We start from the raw sequence: 19,292 nt of genomic DNA, 5'->3' as shown, positions 1-19,292 counted from the left end.
TCACCGCGCCGCGTAGGTCGCCCGTTCGTGGGCGCTGGCCGGGGCGCTCGCGACGAGGACGGCGGCGCCGCCCACCAGCAGCCACAGCACGAGGTCGACGACCATGGTGGCGACCCCGGGCTCCAGGACGAGCTGGGCGGCGTAGGTGCGCCCGTTCCACGACGTCGGGCTGACGGCGTAGCCGAGCGCGAGCCCGAGGAGCGCGCCCGCGCGCAGCTGCGCCCGGGTCGCCTTCAGGAGCCGGGGCCGCACGGCGACCCACGACGCGACGAGCAGCGCGACCGTGACCAGGAGCGCGCGCAGGACGAGGCCCGCCTGGATGTCGTTCGCCTGCTGCGCCACGTACAGCGCCGCGAAGGAGCTGAGCAGGGCGGCGAGCGCCGTGGTGAGCGCCACCTGGGCGATGAGTGCAGGTCGCATGGAGCGGAGTCCTTCGCGGGTCGGGATCACAGGGAGGCGCGAAGGACCGCGCCCCACGGATCCTGTGGAGGCTAGGTCGTCCGCAGGCGTCGCCGATGGGCCCGGGAGCCCAGGCCGGGCCTACCGCTGAACGGGTGTCCGGACCCCTCGGCCCATCGCGGAGCGCCTGCTCGCACGCAGACTGGCGGTGCCCGGCGGGCGCGACGTCAGCCGGACAGGACGAGGAGGAAACACGTGTCGTTCGTGCGGCTGGCGGTCATGGCGGTGATGTACGCCTTCGGGGCGTGCCTCGCGGCCTGGGCTGCGGGGATGATGGCGGTCGCCGGGCTGCCGCTCGTCGCGGCCCTGGTGCTCAAGGCGCTCCTGGTCGCGCTCGTGCTCGTGGTGGTGACCTGGCGCGGGATGGGCGACGAAGGCAACGCCCCCCGCCACGTCGTCCTCGTCGCCCTCGCGGCGACGGTCGGCTTCGCCGCCGACCCGTTCACGTGGGCCGCACGGACGTTCCTGGGGCAGCTCGTGGTCCCGGCGGGGCCGGTGGCGCTCGCCCTGGACCTCGTCGTCTGGCTCCTCGTCGTGGTGGGCACCGCAACCTTGGCGCGCTCGCGCCGGCAGCACGGCCGAGAGGTGGCATACGCATGATGCGACGGTTCAACCGGGCACGTGGGGGCGCGCTGCGCGGTGACGCGGGCGTCGGCACCCTCGAGTACATCGGGATCATCACGCTCGCGGCCGTCCTCATCACGGCGCTGCTGCTGTCGGTGACGTCGCTGCGGGCGCGCGAGCACGTCGCGGCGGCGGCGTGCGCCATCGCCGAGGCGTTCGGGCAGGGCGGCGGCTGCGGCACCGGCCCCGACGAGAACCGCGACCCGGAGGACTACATCCCGCCGGAGGAGTGCGTGGTCTCGTCCAACGGCCAGGACGACAGCTCCTCGGTGACGGTCGTCGTGACCGTCGAGGGCGGGGAGCGGTGGGTCATCGAGCAGCTCGGTGACGGCACCTACCGCCTGACGCGGGCCCGTGAGGGCGGCATCGGCATCGGCGTCGGCGTCGGCTTCGACGTCAGCGTGACGAACGACAACGAGACGTACGGCGTGGGCGCGACCGCGGACGCGAGCGCTGCGATCGTCGTCGGTGGCGGGGAGTCGTACATCGCGAAGACACCGGAGGAGGCCCAGCGGATCCTCGACCACAAGCGCAACGACGAGACCAAGGACCTGTGGTTCGGCGACGACAACCCGCTGCGTGACGGCGCCGACTGGGTCAACGAGCACCTCGGCGGCAGCAACGAGTACGAGCAGCTCGACCCGGACGAGTGGTTCCTCGAGGCCGGCATCGAGGGCGAGGCGTCCGCCGGGGCCACGGCGCTCGTCGCGACGGCGGACGCCGAGGCCACCCTCGAGGCCTACCTGGGCCGCACGAGCCGCAAGGACGGCACGTCGACCGACTACCTGCGGGCGTCGATGGGCATCAGCGGCGGCCTGGAGGGCCACGCCGTGACCGCCTCCGGGTACGACATCTACAAGCAGTTCACGCTCGACGGCGAGGCGGCCGCGGTCATGGAGGTCGACCGGGACGAGGACGGGAACCCCGTCGCGTTCCGCATCCGCAGCGTGACGTCCTGGAACCCGGTCGGCGACGAGAGCTACTCGGGTGCCGGCGGCATCGACGGCGACCCGTCGTACACCGAGCGCGTGGTGGAGATCCCGCTGGAGACGGCCGCGGACCGCGAGCTGGCGACGCGCGTCATGCACGCCGCCGGGGTCCCGTACTACCCGGGGATCACCGACTCGGTCGACGTCCCACAGGCGCTCCTCGACAAGCTGGACCCCGCGGGGCTCGGCGAGGAGCTCGGCGGGGTGGCCGCCAACCGCGGCTTCATCTACGAGCAGACGTACACGACGTCGTCCAACGAGGACGCGGTCAACGCGCAGGGCAAGGTGGGTGTCGAGCTGGGCCTGAACGTCGCGTCGATCGAGAGCACGCGCTCCACGACCGGCTACCGGTACTACGACGGCACCGGCTTCGTCGACCGCCCGGAGTGTGTGGTGTGATCCTCCGTGACGTCTCGACCACCCCCCACCGACCGGAGACGCCCGTGACCGCACGACGTTCGCCCCGCCCGCTGATCGCCGCCCTGCTGGTGGTGCCCACGATGGTCCTCGGCGCGTGCAGCCCGGGCCAGGACGGCTCAGCCGTGCTCGACCCGCAGGAGGCGCCGGCGGACTGGACGTCGCACACGATGGGCCCGATCGCCCTCGCGGCGCCGCAGGACTGGGCGCCGTTCGAGACGGCCGCCGGCGAGAGCGCGGACGAGGCGTACGCGCTGCGGCAGGACGCCGAGGGTCCGGGCACGGGTGTGCACGTGTCGGTGACCCGGCTGCGCTCGCGCGACGCGGCGGCCGCGGTGGCGAACCTGGTCTCGGTGGGGGAGGCGACGCTCGGCGCGCAGGACCCGAGCGAGGAGTTGCTGACCTGGCCGGGCGCCGAGGATGCGGCGTTCCTCTCCTACACCGCGACCCTGCCGACCGACGACGGTGACCTGGACGTGCGGTACGAGTACCTCGTGCTCGACCTCGCGGACGAGGCGCAGGCGGTCGTCGCGGTGATCGCACCCGTCGAGACGTTCGACGCCTCCGGCGCGCACGACGTGCTCGCGTCCGTCACGGTGTCCTGAGCATGGCGGTCTTCACGCGGCGCAACATCGGCCGCACGACGCGGCTGTGGTCGTGGGTCGCGCTGCTCGGCGCCCCGTTCTTCCTCGTCATGGGCCTGCTGCTGGTCTCGGGGACGGGCCCGGGCGCGCAGCGTCCCGTCGAGATGTGGGGCGCCGGGGCCGCCGGCGACGCGGTGGAGCTGCTGCCCTCGGGTCGGACCACGGCCGTGTGGGGGCGCGCCGAGGGCGACGTGACGGGAGTGACGTGCGCGACGAGCCGGTCGGACGGTACGCCCGTGGCCGACCTGGTGGTCGGTGCGCCGGGTGACCGGCCCGGCACGGTCGAGGACGTCGGGGGCTCCGGGTCATGGACGTGGCTCGCGACGACCGAGGGCACGGGCGCGGCCGCGACCGTGACGTGCTCGGGCGGCGGGCTGACGGAGGTCGCGGTCTCGACCGACCCGTCGCGTGCCGGCACGCCGTCGTTCGGCTGGGTCCTGGTGGCGGTGGCTCCCGTCGTCTTCGTCCTGGGTCTGGTGGCCCGCCGCGCGGGTCGTAGCCGCGCGCTGTCGTCCTGACCGTCCCCGTCCCGTCGCCCCGGTCGTCCTGACGCCGGGGGCCCGCCGACCATGGGCCCACGGGTGAGCCCGGGGGCCCGTCGGACGGCGCCGCGCGCTGGCTAGGTTCGGCGCACCGGACGGCGGACGACGACGATGGGGGCTCCTCTCGTGACCTGGGTGATGCGCGCGCTGCGTGCCGACAGCGGCGACAGGGCCGACACCGAGCGCGGCACGGGAACGGTCGAGTACATCGGGATCCTGGTGCTCGCGGCGGTCCTCATCACCGCGTCGGTGGGCGGTGCGTCGTCCGTGACGCCGCACGCGGCGGCGGCGGTGTGCCGGCTGATGGCGGCCCTCGAGGGTGCGGGGACGGGCGGGTGCGACGCACCGGCGCCGGTCACGCAGGCGGACGACGCCGACTACCACCCGGGCGTCTGCATGCTGGCCGAGACGAGCGAGAAGTACTCGGCCGAGGTCAAGATCTGGTTCTTCAAGGTCAGCGACAGCTCCGGGTTCATCGTCCAGGAGTTCTCCGACGGCACCGTCCGCGCGACGCTGACGGACGGTGCGGGCATCGGCGCGAGCGGCAACCTCGGGTCCAAGACGTTCGACGCCGGCAAGCTCGGTGACGGCGACAACGCGGGCGCCGAGGTGAGCCTGGGTGCCGGCCTGAAGTTCGAGTACGGCTCGACCTGGCAGTTCGACTCCGCGGAGCAGTGGGAGTCGATGCGCGGGCAGCTCGACGACTACCTGGTCCAGCAGCAGCAGCTCACGGGCGAGGGCGCCGCGGGCGTCAGCCTGTACCTGTGGCTCACCGACGGCTGGGTCGAGGCCCCGAAGGACCCCCGCATCACCTACGGCAAGATCACGCTCGAGGCCGCGCTGAAGGCCTCCGCGGGCACGCGCATCCCGGGCACCAGCAAGGACGAGAACGGCGACGACAAGCTCATCGACCCCCAGCTGGGCGTGAACGGCTCACTGACGGCCGGCGGTTCGGTCATCGTGATGAACGACGCCGTGGCCGGCACCAAGAGCTACACGTACGAGCTCACGGGCAAGGCCACGCTCGGCGGCAGCATGGTCGTCGGCCACGCCACGGGCGAGGGTGCGGTCACCGGGGCGTTCACGACGACGTACGACAAGGACGGGAACCTCTCCCAGATCGCGTTCAAGTCGCAGTACGAGATCGGCGGCAGCGCGGCCCTGGGGAACAGCACGTTCAAGTCGGCCGGCGGCAAGCTCCAGGAGGGTGAGACGCGGTCCGTGGTGACCACGACCAAGCTCGACGTGACCGCGGAGAACCGGGCGATGGTGCAGGAGTGGATCGACGACAGCGCGACGGGTGCGACCTTCACGCTCCCCTTCGCCGCGATGGTCCCCGAGAACCCGTCGGACGACCCGTTCATGCAGCTGATGTACGAGCAGGCCAAGCTCAGCCAGGTGGAGTACCACAACGTCAAGGACTCCTGGGAGTTCGGCGCCGCCGTCAAGAAGGGCTGGGAGTTCGGGTTCAACGTCACGGCCGAGGAGGCGACGGCCACGAAGGTCGAGGCGGCGTTCCTCGGTGCGCCGACGCAGGACGGCAGCCGGCAGCTCGTCGAGGACACGTTGTGCAGCTGAGCGCCGGGACAACGAAGGGTGAGGTGGGGACGATGCGACGGCTCGTGTGGGCGTGGGTGGCGGGGACGGTGACGTACCTGGTGGTGCTGACGGGGGGTGCCGTGCTCGTCGGTGTCCTCGCGTCCCGCGCGGACGGACCGGTCGCGGCCTGGCCGCTGCTGGTCGTGCCGGCCCTGCTGGCCGGGTCCGTGGCGGTGCCGATCGCGGTGGCACGCACGGCCGCGCGCCCGTCCCGCCTGCGGGGGCTGGCGGCCGTGTCCGTCCCGGCGGTCGCGGCGCTCGGGTCGTCGCTGGCGGCGGCGGCCGAGGCCGCGTCGCGCGCCGACGTCCCGGTGTCGGTGCAGGTGTCCGACGTCGCGCTGCCGGTGCTGCTGCTCCTCGCGACGGGGGCCCTCGGGGGGGTCCTCGCCCACGTACGCTGGTCGCCGCCGATCCGCTCGTCCTACGTCGAGGTGGTGTGACGTGTCCCGTCGTCCGTTGCTGGCCGTGATCGGCGGTGGCCTCCTCGCGGCGGCCGTCGTCGGGTGCTCCGGCCCCCAGGACGCCGCACCCGCGACCCCTGCGGGCTGGCAGCGCGTCGAGCAGGGCGCGCTGTCCTTCGCCGTGCCCGGCGACTGGGTCGAGGTCCCGCAGCCCGACGCGACGTGGAGCATCGGCTGGTCCGACGACGCCGAGCCGGGGGCGACGTCCGTGCTCCTCGTGGCGGCACCGGAGCTGGGCGAGGACGGTGCCGAGCGCGCGCTCGACGCGTTCGTCGCCGGCGCGCAGGTCGGCGGCTGGGGGTACGGCTCGACGGGGATGTCGACGCCGGTCGAGACGCAGACCCTCGAGGTCCGCCGCAACGACTTCGCCTACGACGACGTGACGGGTGTGTTCTGGGCCGCCGCCGACCCCGCGTCGGGGACGAGCGTGGGCCTGCAGCTCACCGGGCGCGACCTGCCGGCGGACGTCGTCGCGGGCATCGAGGAGAGCCTGGCCGTCGTCGACGGCTGAGGAGTCGACGACCGACGTCGGCGGGCAACTAGGCTGGCCCGCGTGACGCAGACCCCCACCGCCACGCCTTCCCAGCCCACGCCCTCCCAGCCCACGGCGCACCGGCCGGTCCTGGTCGTCGACTTCGGCGCCCAGTACGCCCAGCTCATCGCGCGCCGCGTGCGCGAGGCGAACGTGTACTCCGAGATCGTGCCGCACACCGCGAGCGTCGCGGACATGCTGGCCAAGGACCCGGCGGCGATCATCCTGTCCGGCGGCCCGTCCTCGGTGTACGCCGCGGGTGCGCCGTTCGTCGGGCCGGAGCTCTTCGAGGCCGGTGTGCCGGTGCTGGGCATCTGCTACGGCTTCCAGGCGATGGCGCAGGCCCTCGGCGGGACCGTGGCCCAGACCGGGCAGCGCGAGTACGGCGGCACGGCCGTCGAGGTCACGTCGCCCGGGACGGTGCTCGACGGCAGCCCCGACGCGCAGACCGTCTGGATGAGCCACGGGGATGCCGTGCACGCCGCCCCCGCGGGCTTCGACGTGCTCGCGACGAGCGCCGGCAGCCCCGTCGCCGCGTTCGAGGACCGCGAGCGGCGCCTGTACGGCATGCAGTGGCACCCCGAGGTGAAGCACTCCCCGCTGGGCCAGGCCGCGATCGAGAACTTCCTGTACCGCGGCGCCGGCCTGGCGCCCGACTGGAACCCGGGCAACGTCATCGCCGAGCAGGTCGAGCGCATCCGCGCCCAGGTCGGCGACGCGCGCGTCATCTGCGGGCTCTCCGGCGGGGTCGACTCGTCCGTCGCGGCGGCGCTCGTGCAGCGCGCCGTGGGGGACCAGCTCACGTGCGTGTTCGTCGACCACGGCCTGCTGCGCGCGGGCGAGGCCGAGCAGGTCGAGCAGGACTTCGTCGCCGCCACCGGCGTGCAGCTCAAGGTCGTCGACGCGCGCGAGCGGTTCCTCACCGCGCTCGCGGGCGTGTCCGACCCCGAGACGAAGCGCAAGATCATCGGCCGCGAGTTCATCCGCGTGTTCGAGGACGCCGCGCGCGAGGTCGTCGAGGACGCGGGTGCGCACGGCGAGGCCGTCGAGTTCCTCGTCCAGGGCACCCTGTACCCCGACGTCGTGGAGTCCGGCGGCGGCGAGGGCGCGGCCAACATCAAGTCGCACCACAACGTGGGCGGGCTCCCGGACGACCTGCAGTTCCGGCTCGTCGAGCCGCTGCGCACCCTGTTCAAGGACGAGGTCCGCGCGGTCGGCCTGGAGCTGGGCGTGCCCGAGGTCATCGTGTGGCGCCAGCCGTTCCCCGGCCCCGGCCTGGGCATCCGGATCGTCGGCGAGGTCACGGCCGAGCGGCTCGACACGCTGCGCGCCGCCGACGCCATCGCCCGCGAGGAGCTGACGCGTGCCGGCCTGGACCGCGAGATCTGGCAGTGCCCCGTCGTGCTGCTGGGCGACGTGCGCTCGGTCGGCGTGCAGGGCGACGGGCGGACCTACGGGCACCCGGTCGTGCTGCGCCCCGTGTCGTCCGAGGACGCCATGACGGCCGACTGGACCCGCCTGCCGTACGACGTGCTCGCGACCATCTCGACGCGCATCACCAACGAGGTGCCCGAGGTCAACCGTGTGGTCCTCGACGTGACGAGCAAGCCGCCGGGCACCATCGAGTGGGAGTGAGCGGCGCCGTCACGCGGCGGCGGGCGTGCTGACCTTCGAGGTCCTGGCGCTCGTCCTCGTCGCGGCCGGTGCCGGCGTCGCCGTGGTCGGTGTCCTGCTGCTGCGCCGCAACGTGCGTCCGCCGAGCCCGTGGGTCGAGGTCGGAGCGGTCGTCGTGGAGCGGACGGCGTACGTCCGGCCGTCGTCGGTGACGTTCGACTACCCGGTGCCGGGTGGGTGGCTGCGTGCCCGCCGCGTCGAGGGGATGCCTGTGACCACCCGGCAGGGGAAGACCGCGCAGCCGGGGGACTGGTTCATGGTCTGGGTCGACCCGCGCAACCCCGGGGCCGTGCAGCTGTCGGTGGGGGCCTCCGTGTCGACCGTCGGTGGGGTGCTCCTGGTCTTCGTCGGCCTGATGCCCGCGATCGGCGGCCTGTGGTTCGTGACCAACACCCTGGCGCCCGGACGCTGAGCCCTCGCGGCGTGGGGGAGAATCGACCTGCGTCGACGAGAGGACCAGCGTGACCACCGAACCGACCAGCACCCCCACGGGGAGCCCGACCGCCACCCCGCAGGCGCCTGACCCGGCCGCCTGGGCCCGCAAGGCCCGCGGCGCGCTGACGCGCTACCGCGTGATGGCCTGGGTCACCGGCGTGATGCTGATCCTGCTGAGCGTCGAGCTGGTCCTCAAGTACGTCTTCGCGGTCAACGGCTACGACGCGGAGGGCCGGCACGCACCCGTCCTGGGCAGCTGGATCGCCTTCGCGCACGGGTGGATCTACGTCGTGTACCTCGTGACGGTGTTCGACCTGTGGTCGACGCTGCGCTGGCGGCTCGGCCGGCTCGTCACGATGGCGGCCGCGGGCGTCGTGCCCGTGATGTCGTTCGTCCTCGAGCGCCGCGTGCACGCGGACGCGGACGCGCGCGTCGCCGCGGCACTCGCGCCGCGCGCCTGACGCCGGACGGCCGACGCATGAGGATCGTCCACGTCTCCGACTGCTTCGCGCCCCGCACGGGCGGCATCGAGACGCAGGTCGGCGACCTGGCACGGCACCAGGTGCGCGCGGGGCACGAGGTGCACGTCCTGACCGCGACGCTCGGCGAGGGCGGGGAGCGCGGCGGGGTCGTCGACGTCGAGGACGGTGTGCACGTGCACCGCCTCGGTGCGCGGTTGCCCTTCGACCTGCCGGTCAACCCCGTCGCGGGCCCCGGCCTGATCCGGTCCGTGCTGCGCGACGTCCGCCCGGATGCGGTGCACGTGCACGCGGGCGTCGTGTCGCCGTTCGCGTTCGACGGCGTGCGCGTCGCCACCGCGCTGCGGCTGCCGACCGCGATCACGTGGCACTGCATGCTCGACGGTGTCGTCGGCGTCGGGCGCCCGCTCGTGCGGCACACGCGGTGGCGTCGTCTGCCCGCCGCGCTGAGCGCGGTGAGCGGTCCCGCGGCCCAGCGGGTCGCGCAGCTGTTCGACGTGCGCGTCGACGTCGTCCCCAACGGCATCGACGTCGCCACCTGGGCGTCCGACGCCGGTGTCGTCCCCGACCCGGCGCTGCCGCTGCACCTCGTGGCCACGATGCGCCTCGCGCCGCGCAAGCGGGCGGTCCCGCTGGTCGACGTGGTCGCGGCCGCGGCACGCCGCCTGCCGCCCGGCGCGCTGCGCCTCACGCTCATCGGGGACGGGCCCGCGCGCGACGCCGTGCGGGCGCGTGTGGCCGCGGCGGGCCTGGCGGACGTCGACCTGCGGGGACGGCTCCCGCGGCCGCAGGTCCGCGCCGCGTACGCCGACGCCGACGTCTTCCTGGCGTCCGCGCGGCTCGAGTCGTTCGGCATCGCGGCGCTCGAGGCGCGGACCGCGGGGCTGGCGGTGCTCGCGCACGCCGGGACCGGCGTGGGGGAGTTCGTGACCGACGGCGTCGACGGGTTCCTCGTCGCCGACGACGCGGCGATGAGCGACGCCATCGTCCGCCTGGCGCAGGACCGCGCGCTGCTCGCCGCGCTGCGCCGGCACGCGCGCACCGTGCCGCCGCCGTTCGACTGGGAGCACGTGCTGGACGCGGCGGACGCGCAGTACGCCCGGGCCGCCCGGCTCGTCTGAACCGCCGCGGCGTCGCCACGCGCTCCGGCAGGCGTGCATCTACCCCGGGCCCTAGGTCCGGGGTAGCGTCAGTGGTTCACCCGGACGGGTGAGCGCCGTGAGGCGCGTACGGGACCAGGGTCCCACGGGATCGGCCCCACCTGCGACGACGCTGTTCATGTGAGCACATGGCTCACCGGGCCGGACCTCCGGCCACGTGGGGGTCAGTCCGTACCGATCGGGGAGATCGAGATGTCGAACGCAGCAGTCACCACCAAGCCCGCCCACCTCAAGGTGCTGGCGATCATCGTCCTCGCCTTCGGCGCCCTGTTCGCCGTCTCGGGGACCGCCACGTGGCTCCTCGTGGCCGGCAACCTGCGCGCCGAGCAGATCACGGTCGCCGACGACGCCGCCTCCTTCGCGGGTGAGCTCGTCGACACGCCGTGGGAGGCGTGGGCGCAGGCCGACATCATCAACCACCACGCGCTGGAGAGCTCCGGCGGCCTGACCTACGCCGAGCTCGACCGCGAGGACCCGGCCCGCGCGACCGTCATGAACGGCTCGTTCCTGCGGGCGTCGCTGTTCACCTCGGTGCTCGCCTTCGGCGTGTCGCTCCTGGTCTTCGGCCTCGGCGTCGTGTTCATCATCACCGGTGAGGCGCTGCGTCGCATCGCCGCCAAGGTCGAGGCGCCCGTCGCCGTCGTCCCCGCCACCGAGCGCGTCTGAGCCGCCCGATCCCTCGACGGCCCGCCCCGCGGTCCGGTGAGCGGACCGCAGGCAGACCGAGGGCCGGTACCCGTCACGGGTACCGGCCCTCGGTCGTCGGTGCTGAGCCTGCGCTGCGCCCTCCGCGCTGCGCCCTCCGCGCTGCGCCGTGCTCAGCGCTCGGCGGTGCGTCCCCGGCGCAGGCCCTGGACCAGCGGCCCCGCGATCAGGCCGAGGCCTGCGGCGATGAGCAGCACGATCGCGGCGAGCTGCACGTCGATCGTGTACCCGGCGGCGACCAGCAGGACCCCGGCGCCGAGCAGGACGACGATCAGTCCCCACACCACGGTCCCCACCCGGACCCCGGGCCGGTGCTCGTGCCCCGGGAGCTCCGCGGTGCTCGTCGTCGCTGCGTCGTCGGTGATGATGATGTCGTCGGTGCTCATGCTCCGGCCTCCTCGATGATGCGGACCTCGCCGACGCCCGAGCTGATCTCCAGCACGAGGTCGGGCGACCCTGCGGTGGCGTCGTCGTCCTGGAACGTCACGTCCGAGAGCCCGACACCGCTCTGCTCCCTCACCTCGCCGTCCAGCTCCCAGCGGATCGAACCCATGCCGGTGGTGATGTCGGCCTGCACGGCCGCCTCGGCCGGCACGACGACCGTCAGCTGACCCGCGCCGAGCGAGATCGGCACGCGCAGCTCGTCGTCGGTCAGGGGGACGGACGTGAGGTCCAGCCGGAGGGCTCCGGCGCTCACGTCGAACCCGTCGCTCGCCACGGTCCGGCTCGTGACGACGATCTCGTCGTCGGCGCGGTCCCAGCTGCGCACCGACTCCTCCCATTCGGTCTGGTGCACCAGGGCCAGGGGCACCCACACGAGCGCCGCCACGACGGCCAGGAAGCCGACGAACCCGCTGGTGCGGCCCCGCAGGCCGAGCGTGACGATGCCGAGGCCCGCGAGGGCGAGTGCCAGGCCGCCCGCCGTGAGCCACACCGGCCCGTCGTACGCCCCGGTGCGGTCGAGGAGCAGCAGCACGCCGAGCCCGACGACGCTCAGCCCGACGACGGCGCCGATGGTCGCGCCGTCCGCGCTGCGCCGCGGCGGACGCGGCGGTGCCGGGGGGGCGGGTGGGACCGGCTGGTAGCCGTACGGCGGCGCCGGGGGGTACGGGGGCGTCGGGGCGCCGTCACCGGCGGACGTCGCCGGTGCGCCACCGGTCGTCGGCAGGGGGGCGGTCGGGGCCGTCGACGCGTGCGCCCAGGCGCCGGCGTGCGGCGGACCGGCGTGCGGCGGACCGAAGTGAGGACCGAACGGCGGCCCGAACGGCGGCCCGTACGGCGGCCCGCCGGCGGTCGCCCGCGGCACGCCCGGCGGCGGCACGGCGCCGGGCGGCTGCCACGACGCGCTGCCGCGGTTGTGCCGCTGCACGGCCGTGACGACGAGCACGACGAGACCGGCGACGCACGCCAGCCACAGCAGGCCACCGAGGGCGCCGCCGCCGTCCCAGAACCACCACCAGCCGTCGCCGCGGGCGAAACCGACGACGACGAAGGCGAGCGAGCCGATCAGCGCGCCGTTCGCGTCCCCGGCGCCCAGGCGCTCGAGGAGGATGCGGTTGTCCCGGGCGTCGGGGAGCAGCGCCCAGGCGACGCCGTACAGGACGAGGCCGAGGCCACCGATCAGGGCCGTGACGGCCAGCAGGCCGCGCACGATCAGCGGGTCGACGCCGACGCGCTCGGCGAGGCCGCCGGCGACACCGCCGACCCAGCGGTCGTCGGAGCGGTACAGCCCGGTGCGACGCACCCCGACCCAGAAGGGGTGGGGGGCGGGCGGGGGCGTGGTGCCCGGGTGCGGTCCGGGGCCCGTGCCGGGCGTGGGGCCCGGTGTGCCGGCGTCGGCACCGGCGGGAGTCTGCGTGTCCATGGCTCGATCCTGGCCCCGGGTCCGGCACCGCCACATCGGGGACGAGCCCTGAGAGGACCCTGGTCGGACCCCCAGGTCTGCGGGTCGGGCCCCTGAACCTGCCCCTGGGGTGGGCCCGGGCAGCCTGCGGGCGTGTGACGATCTGTGCGTGAGCACCGCACCGTACGGCCTGGCGCCGCCCCCCGGCGCGCCGCCGCGCGTGCGGCTGCCGCTGCGTCGGCCCCCGCAAAGGCGGTGGTTCGCCGGGGTCGCGACCGGGCTCGCGGCGCACCTCGACCTGTCGGTCGTGCTCGTGCGCATCGTCCTGGTCGCGCTGGTACCCGTCGCCGGCGTCGGGCTCGCCCTCTACCTGTTCTGGTGGCTCACCGTCCCGGTGGGGGACCCCGCGGCCGTCGCGGCGGCCGCGCGTCCCAGCGCGCTGCAGCGGCTGGCGCGTCGGCAGCCGCTGCGCGACGACGGGCGACGCATCCCGTGGGCGGAGATCGCCCTGGGCGCGTTGCTCGTCGTGACGGCGGGGGTGCTCGTCGCGATGCGGCTGGGCGCGAGCATCGACGTGACGTGGGCGCTGCCGGTGCTGGTCGTCCTCGTGGGCGTCGCGCTCGCGTGGAGCCAGCTCGACGCCGTGCAGCACGGCCGGCAGGACGGTCGACGCATCAGCGTGCTGCGCCTCATCGGGGGCGGGCTGCTCGCGGGCGCCGGGGTCCTGCTGGTCGCCGGGCAGGCCGTGGGGCAGGGCGTCGAGCCGGCGCTGCTGGCGCAGTCGGCCGTCGCGGCGCTCGCGGTGCTGCTGGGCGTCGGGCTGGTCATGGCGCCGTGGTGGGTGCGGCTCGTGCGCGAGCTCGGGGACGAGCGCGCGGCGCGGGCACGCGAGGCCGAGCGCGCGGACATCGCGGCGCACCTGCACGACTCGGTGCTGCAGACCCTCGCGCTCATCCGGGCGCGCTCCGACGAGCCCGCCGAGGTCGCCCGGATGGCCCGTGCGCAGGAGCGCGAGCTGCGCGAGTGGCTGTACGACGACCGCGCCGAGCCGGGCACGTCGCTCGTCGCCGCGCTGCGGGCCGTCGTCGCCGAGGTCGAGGACTCCCGCTCGGGTCCGGGGGGCGAGCCCGTCGCCGTCGACCTCGTCGTCGTGGGGGACCGCGTGCCCGAGCCCGACACGCTCGCGCTGCTGCAGGCGACCCGGGAGGCGCTCGTCAACGCCGTGGTGCACGGGCGGCCCCCGGTGTCGGTGTACCTCGAGGTCGGGCCGCAGTCCGTCGAGGTCTTCGTGCGGGACCGTGGCGACGGGTTCGACCTGGACGACGTGGGTCCCGACAGGTTCGGCGTCCGGGAGTCGATCATGGGACGCGTGCGGCGCCGCGGCGGCACCGCACGCGTGACGAGCAGCCCCGAGCGGGGTACCGAGGTCCAGCTGTGCATGCCTGTCGGTGGCGGCGGGTCCGGCCAGGGCGTGGACGACGAGAACGAGGAGCGCGACGCGTGAACGAACCGGTCGACGTGGTGCTGGTCGACGACCACCACATGTTCCGTGCGGGCGTGAAGGCGTCCCTCGACGCCCGCGTGCGCGTCGTGGGGGAGGCCGCCGGCGTCGACGAGGCCGTGCAGGTCGTGCACGACCTCGCGCCGCCCGTCGTGCTGCTGGACGTGCACCTGCCCGGCGGGGACGGCGGCGGCGGTGCCGAGGTGGTGCGTCGGTGCGTGGACGTGCCCGGCACGCGGTTCCTCGCGCTGTCCGTGTCGGACGCCGCCGAGGACGTCGTGGCCGTCATCCGCGTCGGTGCGCGCGGGTACGTCACCAAGGCGATCGACCCGCAGGCGCTGACGGACGCGGTGCTGCGCGTCGCCGGCGGGGACGCGGTGTTCTCGCCGCGCCTGGCGGGCTTCGTGCTCGACGCGTTCGGCGCGGCCGCGGGCGACGTCGCGACGGGCGACGACGAGCTCGACCGGCTCTCCGCACGCGAGCGCGAGGTGATGCGGCTCATCGCCCGCGGGTACACCTACCGCGAGGTCGCGGGCGAGCTGTTCATCTCCGTCAAGACGGTCGAGACCCACGTGTCGGCCGTGCTGCGCAAGCTGCAGCTGTCGAACCGGCACGAGCTGACGCGGTGGGCGGCGGCGCGCCGCCTGCTGTGAGGCGCCTCAGGCGGGGGTGCGGCCCGCATCCAGGGCGATGACGACGGACGCGACGATCGCGTCCCACTCGTCGTCGGGCAGCGCCGGCAGGTGGTGCGTCCACAGCGGCATGACCAGTCCGCGCAGCTGGATCAAGCCCTCGGGCCGGGCGAAGAAGAAGATGTGCAGGTGCCCGTTGCCGTCGCCCCAGCGGTGCACGTGCACCCGTCCGACGCCCGGCACGGCGGCCAGCGCGCGCTCGATGCGGACGATCATCCGGCCCAGGTCGGCTGCGCCCGCGTCGTCGAGGTCGCCCAGGTCGCCGTGCGCCCGCGGGTCGAGGATCAGCGTGGGGACGCTGACCGGGCCACCCGCGCTGAGCCGCCACGTGTCGTCGGTCCAGGCGAAGCGTTCGTCGGGGAGGGCGCAGCGCCGGCAGGTGGCCGCGTCCTCGTCGGACCGCGGCGGCTCGGGGACCACGGGGTCCTCGAGGACCCTCAGCCGCAGGCCCTCCCGCTCGAACGGGAAGGTCTCCCAGCCGGCGATGTCCCCGACGGTCGCCCGGCCGTCCGGACCGGCGGCGGCGCGGGCACGTGCGACGAGTGCCGTGACGTCGAGTGCCGCGTCCGTGCCCGGGCTGCCGGTCGTGTGCGTCATGCGTCCACCTCTGCGTCGGTCGGCTCGTGCGGGTCCGCCGCGAGGCTAGCGGCCCGCACGGGGCGCCGCGCCGACTTTCCCGAGGGGCGACACTCTCGTGGGCGACAATCCCGAGGGGAGGACGTGGATCTGACGAGGCGTCAGATCCACTAGGGTGGCGCCCATGGACGTCGTGTACGGGGTGCTCGTGGTGCTCCACCTCCTGGGGTGGGCGATGGTGTTCGGTGGCGTGCTGGCAGGGATGAAGGGGGTGACCCTCAACCCCGGAGCCTTCCACGGCGTCCTCACGGCGCTCGTGACCGGGATCCTGATGGTCGGCCTCGCGTCGTCGGGCGTCGCGGGCCGCGAGCCGGACAACGTCAAGATCGCGGTCAAGCTCGTCGTCGCGCTCGCCGTCACGGCGATGGTCGTGCTCGGATGGCGCAACCCCGAGCGCATCACGCGCGGCTGGCTCGGCGGCATCGCGGGCCTGACGGCCCTCAACGTCGCGATCGCCGTCCTCTGGGACTGACCCCCTCCCCGCCGAGGGAACCCGGCTCCCCGTCTGACGGAGCGGAGCGGGACCGACGTTCCGGTCGGCGGCAGATCCTCCGCCGAGCGGAACCCGGCTCACCGTCCGACCGGCCGGAGCGGGACCGACGTTCCGGTCGGCGGAGGCGGGGGAGAGTCGCTAGCCTCACGTCGTGACGATCGACTGGGCCGGTGAGCTCGACCTGCTCGTGACGGTCCTCGTGGTCGTCGGGCTGGTCGGCGTCGTCGTGCAGGTGCTGCCCGGCGCGTTCCTCGTGGGCGGGGCCGTGGCCCTGTGGGGCGCGTTGCAGGGCACGGGCGCCGGCTGGGTGGTCGCCGTGCTCGCCGTGGTGCTCACGGCCGCCGGCCAGGTCGTCAAGTACCTCGTCGCGGGACGCCACATGCAACGCTCCGGCGTGCGCAGCAGCACGCTCGTCTGGGGCGGGATCGCCGGCATCGTCGGGTTCTTCGTCGTCCCGGTCGTCGGCCTGTTCCTGTTCTTCGTCGGCGCCGTGTTCCTCGTCGAGTGGCTGCGGGCACGCGAGGTGCGCACGGCGTGGCGCGCGACGGTGCGTGCGCTGCAGGCCACCGGGCTGACGATCCTCGTGGAGCTCGCCGCCGCGATGCTCGTGGTCGGCGTGTGGGTGCTCGCGCTCGTCGCGCGCTGAGGGCTGCGGGGTCGCGACACCGCTTCCTTCGAGGAAGGGATGTCGGCGGAGGGGATGTCGGCGGCGGCGCCTACGCTGGGTGGTGCCATGACGTCGTTGTTCGAGAGCCTCTCCCTCCCTGTCCCGGGCCTGCCTGCCCCCGGAGCGCCGGACGCGCGCGCCGCCGTCGCGCGCTCGCACGCCGGGGAGTCGTCCGGCCTGCCCCTGGTCGTGCCGCCGCGTGACGACGACGTCGACCCTGCTGCGGGCGACGACCGGTCGCGCCTCGACGCCGCGGCGACGGAGCGCGCCGCCGCCGACGAGCAGCGCGCGGCCGCCCTGCTCGACGGCCTGAACCCGGAGCAGCGCGCCGCCGTGCTGCACGCCGGTGGCCCGCTGCTCATCGTCGCGGGCGCCGGGTCGGGCAAGACGCGCGTCCTCACGCACCGCATCGCGCACCTGCTGGCGACCCGCCGCGCCCGCGCGGGCGAGATCCTCGCGATCACGTTCACCAACAAGGCGGCTGCCGAGATGCGCGAGCGGGTCGAGCACCTGGTCGGGCCGTCGGCGCAGCGCATGTGGGTCTCGACGTTCCACTCGGCGTGCGTGCGCATCCTGCGGCGCGAGGCCGCGACGCTCGGGCTGCGCACCAGCTTCTCGATCTACGACCAGGCCGACTCGCAGCGGCTGCTCACGCTCGTCGCGCGGGAGCTCGAGCTGGACCCCAAGCGGTACCCGGCCAAGGCGCTGGGTCACAAGATCTCCGCGCTCAAGGACGAGCTGGTCGACCCCGACGCGTTCGCGGCCTCGAACGGCGGTGGGAAGGCCGACGACTTCGACACCGTGCTCGCTCAGGTCTACACGCGCTACCAGCAGCGGCTGCAGCAGGCGCACGCGCTCGACTTCGACGACCTGATCATGCGGACCGTGCACCTGCTGCAGGCCTTCCCGCAGGTCGCCGAGCACTACCGGCGCCGGTTCCGGCACGTGCTGGTCGACGAGTACCAGGACACCAACCACGCGCAGTACGTGCTGGTCCGCGAGCTCGCGGGCGTCGGCGCGCAGGACGACGACGGGGTCGGGCGCGGTGAGCTGACGGTCGTCGGCGACGCGGACCAGTCGATCTACGCGTTCCGCGGCGCGTCGATCCGCAACATCATGGAGTTCGAGGCCGACTACCCGGACGCCACGACGATCCTGCTCGAGCAGAACTACCGCTCCACGCAGACCATCCTCTCGGCTGCCAACGCGGTGATCAGCAAGAACACGGGGCGCACGGCCAAGCGGCTGTGGACGGACTCGGGCGCCGGCGCGCAGATCGTGGCGTACGTCGCGGACACCGAGCACGAGGAGGCGCGGTTCGTCGCCGAGGAGATCGACCGGCTCGGCGACTCCGACGGCGTGCGGCCCGGCGACGTGGCGATCTTCTACCGCGCCAACGCCCAGTCGCGCGCGCTGGAGGAGGTGCTGGTCCGCGTCGGCCTGCCGTACAAGGTCGTCGGCGGCACGCGCTTCTACGAGCGCAAGGAGATCAAGGACGCGGTCGCCTACCTGCGGGCCATCGCCAACCCGGACGACGACGTCAGCACGCGCCGCATCCTCAACACGCCCAAGCGGGGCCTGGGGGACCGCTCGGAGGCCATGGTCGCGGCGTTCGCGGAGCGCGAGCGCACGTCCTTCGGCGAAGGGCTGGCCCGCCTCGACGAGGTCCCCGGCCTCGGCACGCGTGCGCTGACCGGGCTGCGCGCGTTCGCCGCGATGCTCGACGAGCTGCGCGACCTCGCCGCGTCGGGCGCGGGACCGGCGCAGGTGCTCGGCTCGGTGCTGGACCGCAGCGGCTACCTCGCCGAGCTGCGCGCCAGCGAGGACCCGCAGGACGGGTCCCGCGTCGAGAACCTCGCCGAGCTGCACGCGGTGGCCGCCGAGTTCGAGCAGGCCGAGCCCGAGGGCACCCTCACCGACTTCCTCGAGCGCGTGTCCCTGGTGGCGGACTCCGACCAGATCCCCGTGCCCGACGGCGCCGACGACAGCGAGACCGCGGCGTCGGCGCGTGCGGCGGGCGTCGTCACGCTCATGACCCTGCACACCGCCAAGGGACTGGAGTTCCCGGTCGTCTTCCTCACCGGCATGGAGGACGGCACGTTCCCGCACATGCGTTCCCTGGCCGACCCGGACCAGCTCGCCGAGGAGCGGCGCCTCGCGTACGTCGGGCTGACGCGCGCGCGGCAGCGGCTCTACGTGTCGCGCGCCGCCGTGCGCACCGCGTGGGGCGTGCCCAACGAGCTCCCGCCCAGCCGGTTCCTCGACGACCTGCCCGACGAGCTCGTCGACTGGCGGCGCCGCGAGTCCTCGACGTCGCGCCTGCGCGGCGGGTGGGGGTCGGGCTTCGGCACGGGGGGTGGCGGCACGCGAGGCGGGTCGTCGTGGGGTGAGCGCGGCGGCTCGGGGTCGAGCAGCGGCCCCGTCCGCACGCAGCAGCGCGAGCAGCGCGAGCCCCTGCCCCGCACGGGCGCGTCGTTCGGCTCCGCGACGCCGCGCGGCACGGTCCCCGACCTGGACGTCGGCGACAAGGTCACGCACGACTCCTACGGCCTGGGCACGGTGATCGCGCTCGAGGGTGCCGGCCAGAACGCGGTCGCCAAGATCGACTTCGGCACCAACGGCGAGAAGCGCCTGCTGCTGCGCTACTCCCCGGTCACCAAGCTCTAGCCGCCGCCGTCACCCCTTGCCGAGCGCGGTACAGGGCGGCCGAGCGCGGGGGAAACGAGTACCGCGCTCGACG

General features: G+C 74.4%; 21 protein-coding genes. 17 read left to right on the top strand and 4 right to left on the bottom strand.

Going from position 1 to position 19,292, the window contains the following annotated elements; all coding sequences use genetic code 11:
• Positions 1-420 carry a hypothetical protein gene (locus OKX07_RS13765; RefSeq protein WP_265628633.1) on the bottom strand — a complete coding sequence of 140 codons (420 nt, stop codon included), beginning with the start codon at positions 418-420 and terminating at the stop codon, positions 1-3.
• 234 nt (positions 421-654) lie between these two features.
• On the opposite strand from OKX07_RS13765, the gene OKX07_RS13760 reads away from it, so the two are divergent.
• The 12 genes from OKX07_RS13760 to OKX07_RS13705 all read left to right on the top strand — a co-directional run bounded on the left by OKX07_RS13760 (position 655) and on the right by OKX07_RS13705 (position 10,681).
• A complete protein-coding gene (locus tag OKX07_RS13760) occupies positions 655-1,059 on the top strand; it encodes a hypothetical protein (protein ID WP_265628632.1) in 405 nt (134 codons plus the stop codon).
• Positions 1,056-2,471, top strand: a complete 1,416-nt coding sequence (locus OKX07_RS13755; RefSeq protein ID WP_265628631.1) for a hypothetical protein — start codon at positions 1,056-1,058, stop codon at positions 2,469-2,471. The genes OKX07_RS13760 and OKX07_RS13755 overlap by 4 nt, the downstream gene beginning before the upstream one ends.
• 44 nt (positions 2,472-2,515) lie before the next feature.
• A complete protein-coding gene (locus tag OKX07_RS13750; RefSeq protein WP_265628630.1) occupies positions 2,516-3,094 on the top strand; it encodes a hypothetical protein in 579 nt (192 codons plus the stop codon).
• A gap of 2 nt (positions 3,095-3,096) precedes the next feature.
• Positions 3,097-3,651, top strand: a complete 555-nt coding sequence (locus OKX07_RS13745) for a hypothetical protein (RefSeq protein ID WP_265628629.1) — start codon at positions 3,097-3,099, stop codon at positions 3,649-3,651.
• A 135-nt stretch (positions 3,652-3,786) separates the two neighbouring features.
• Positions 3,787-5,253, top strand: coding sequence for a hypothetical protein (locus OKX07_RS13740; protein ID WP_265628627.1), 1,467 nt, complete (start codon positions 3,787-3,789; stop codon positions 5,251-5,253).
• 32 nt (positions 5,254-5,285) lie between these two features.
• Positions 5,286-5,714 (top strand): hypothetical protein, encoded by a 429-nt coding sequence (locus OKX07_RS13735; RefSeq protein ID WP_265628626.1) that lies wholly within the window; start codon positions 5,286-5,288, stop codon positions 5,712-5,714.
• A 1-nt stretch (position 5,715) separates the two neighbouring features.
• Positions 5,716-6,246 (top strand): hypothetical protein, encoded by a 531-nt coding sequence (locus OKX07_RS13730; RefSeq protein ID WP_265628625.1) that lies wholly within the window; start codon positions 5,716-5,718, stop codon positions 6,244-6,246.
• A gap of 42 nt (positions 6,247-6,288) precedes the next feature.
• Complete coding sequence (gene guaA / locus OKX07_RS13725; RefSeq protein ID WP_322746786.1) at positions 6,289-7,902, top strand: glutamine-hydrolyzing GMP synthase; 1,614 nt, start codon at positions 6,289-6,291, stop codon at positions 7,900-7,902.
• 25 nt (positions 7,903-7,927) lie between these two features.
• Complete coding sequence (locus tag OKX07_RS13720; protein WP_265628624.1) at positions 7,928-8,353, top strand: DUF3592 domain-containing protein; 426 nt, start codon at positions 7,928-7,930, stop codon at positions 8,351-8,353.
• Between the two features lie 49 nt (positions 8,354-8,402).
• A complete protein-coding gene (locus tag OKX07_RS13715; RefSeq protein ID WP_265628623.1) occupies positions 8,403-8,837 on the top strand; it encodes a DUF3817 domain-containing protein in 435 nt (144 codons plus the stop codon).
• A gap of 17 nt (positions 8,838-8,854) precedes the next feature.
• Positions 8,855-9,976, top strand: a complete 1,122-nt coding sequence (locus OKX07_RS13710) for a glycosyltransferase family 4 protein (protein ID WP_265628622.1) — start codon at positions 8,855-8,857, stop codon at positions 9,974-9,976.
• Between the two features lie 231 nt (positions 9,977-10,207).
• Positions 10,208-10,681 carry an aromatic ring-opening dioxygenase LigA gene (locus tag OKX07_RS13705; protein ID WP_265628621.1) on the top strand — a complete coding sequence of 158 codons (474 nt, stop codon included), beginning with the start codon at positions 10,208-10,210 and terminating at the stop codon, positions 10,679-10,681.
• A 152-nt stretch (positions 10,682-10,833) separates the two neighbouring features.
• On the opposite strand, the gene OKX07_RS13700 is transcribed toward OKX07_RS13705, so the two are convergent.
• Both OKX07_RS13700 and OKX07_RS13695 read right to left on the bottom strand, forming a co-directional pair.
• Positions 10,834-11,106 carry a hypothetical protein gene (locus OKX07_RS13700; protein WP_265628620.1) on the bottom strand — a complete coding sequence of 91 codons (273 nt, stop codon included), beginning with the start codon at positions 11,104-11,106 and terminating at the stop codon, positions 10,834-10,836.
• Positions 11,103-12,584 carry a PspC domain-containing protein gene (locus OKX07_RS13695; RefSeq protein ID WP_265628619.1) on the bottom strand — a complete coding sequence of 494 codons (1,482 nt, stop codon included), beginning with the start codon at positions 12,582-12,584 and terminating at the stop codon, positions 11,103-11,105. Before OKX07_RS13695 ends, OKX07_RS13700 begins: the two co-directional genes overlap by 4 nt.
• A gap of 148 nt (positions 12,585-12,732) precedes the next feature.
• Here OKX07_RS13695 and OKX07_RS13690 point away from each other — a divergent pair, with 148 nt between their 5' ends.
• On the top strand, positions 12,733-14,067 hold the full coding sequence (locus OKX07_RS13690; RefSeq protein ID WP_265628618.1) for an ATP-binding protein: 1,335 nt from the start codon (positions 12,733-12,735) through the stop codon (positions 14,065-14,067).
• A 38-nt stretch (positions 14,068-14,105) separates the two neighbouring features.
• Complete coding sequence (locus OKX07_RS13685) at positions 14,106-14,717, top strand: LuxR C-terminal-related transcriptional regulator (protein ID WP_416220879.1); 612 nt, start codon at positions 14,106-14,108, stop codon at positions 14,715-14,717.
• A gap of 6 nt (positions 14,718-14,723) precedes the next feature.
• On the opposite strand, the gene OKX07_RS13680 is transcribed toward OKX07_RS13685, so the two are convergent.
• On the bottom strand, positions 14,724-15,353 hold the full coding sequence (locus OKX07_RS13680) for a hypothetical protein (protein ID WP_265628616.1): 630 nt from the start codon (positions 15,351-15,353) through the stop codon (positions 14,724-14,726).
• Positions 15,354-15,516: 163 nt separating this feature from the next.
• Here OKX07_RS13680 and OKX07_RS13675 point away from each other — a divergent pair, with 163 nt between their 5' ends.
• The 3 genes from OKX07_RS13675 (at position 15,517) to pcrA (ending at position 19,219) form a co-directional block, all read left to right on the top strand.
• Positions 15,517-15,864: a hypothetical protein gene (locus OKX07_RS13675; protein WP_265628615.1), complete on the top strand. Its 348-nt coding sequence runs from the start codon at positions 15,517-15,519 to the stop codon at positions 15,862-15,864.
• 172 nt (positions 15,865-16,036) lie between these two features.
• Positions 16,037-16,531: a DUF456 domain-containing protein gene (locus OKX07_RS13670; RefSeq protein ID WP_265628614.1), complete on the top strand. Its 495-nt coding sequence runs from the start codon at positions 16,037-16,039 to the stop codon at positions 16,529-16,531.
• An 87-nt stretch (positions 16,532-16,618) separates the two neighbouring features.
• Entirely contained in the window at positions 16,619-19,219 is a 2,601-nt protein-coding gene (gene pcrA / locus OKX07_RS13665; RefSeq protein WP_265628613.1) for a DNA helicase PcrA, read from the top strand.
• Positions 19,220-19,292 lie beyond the last annotated feature (73 nt).

It is taken from the genome of Cellulomonas sp. S1-8, assembly GCF_026184235.1.
GTDB lineage: Bacteria > Actinomycetota > Actinomycetes > Actinomycetales > Cellulomonadaceae > Cellulomonas.
The sequence above is the reverse complement of the archived record's forward strand: the minus strand, read 5'-3'. Positions and strand labels throughout refer to the sequence as shown.

Bases quoted from the DNA above. Each gene is read 5' to 3' on its own strand.
- OKX07_RS13685 (WP_416220879.1), top strand. From the start codon at position 14,106: ATGTTCCGTGCGGGCGTGAAGGCGTCCCTCGACGCCCGCGTGCGCGTC.
- OKX07_RS13705 (WP_265628621.1), top strand. From the start codon at position 10,208: ATGTCGAACGCAGCAGTCACCACCAAGCCCGCCCACCTCAAGGTGCTG.
- OKX07_RS13680 (WP_265628616.1), bottom strand. From the start codon at position 15,353: ATGACGCACACGACCGGCAGCCCGGGCACGGACGCGGCACTCGACGTC.
- OKX07_RS13675 (WP_265628615.1), top strand. From the start codon at position 15,517: ATGGACGTCGTGTACGGGGTGCTCGTGGTGCTCCACCTCCTGGGGTGG.
- OKX07_RS13740 (WP_265628627.1), top strand. From the start codon at position 3,787: ATGGGGGCTCCTCTCGTGACCTGGGTGATGCGCGCGCTGCGTGCCGAC.
- OKX07_RS13765 (WP_265628633.1), bottom strand. From the start codon at position 420: ATGCGACCTGCACTCATCGCCCAGGTGGCGCTCACCACGGCGCTCGCC.
- OKX07_RS13695 (WP_265628619.1), bottom strand. From the start codon at position 12,584: ATGGACACGCAGACTCCCGCCGGTGCCGACGCCGGCACACCGGGCCCC.
- OKX07_RS13735 (WP_265628626.1), top strand. From the start codon at position 5,286: ATGCGACGGCTCGTGTGGGCGTGGGTGGCGGGGACGGTGACGTACCTG.
- OKX07_RS13755 (WP_265628631.1), top strand. From the start codon at position 1,056: ATGATGCGACGGTTCAACCGGGCACGTGGGGGCGCGCTGCGCGGTGAC.
- OKX07_RS13710 (WP_265628622.1), top strand. From the start codon at position 8,855: ATGAGGATCGTCCACGTCTCCGACTGCTTCGCGCCCCGCACGGGCGGC.
- OKX07_RS13700 (WP_265628620.1), bottom strand. From the start codon at position 11,106: ATGAGCACCGACGACATCATCATCACCGACGACGCAGCGACGACGAGC.
- pcrA (WP_265628613.1), top strand. From the start codon at position 16,619: ATGACGTCGTTGTTCGAGAGCCTCTCCCTCCCTGTCCCGGGCCTGCCT.
- OKX07_RS13745 (WP_265628629.1), top strand. From the start codon at position 3,097: ATGGCGGTCTTCACGCGGCGCAACATCGGCCGCACGACGCGGCTGTGG.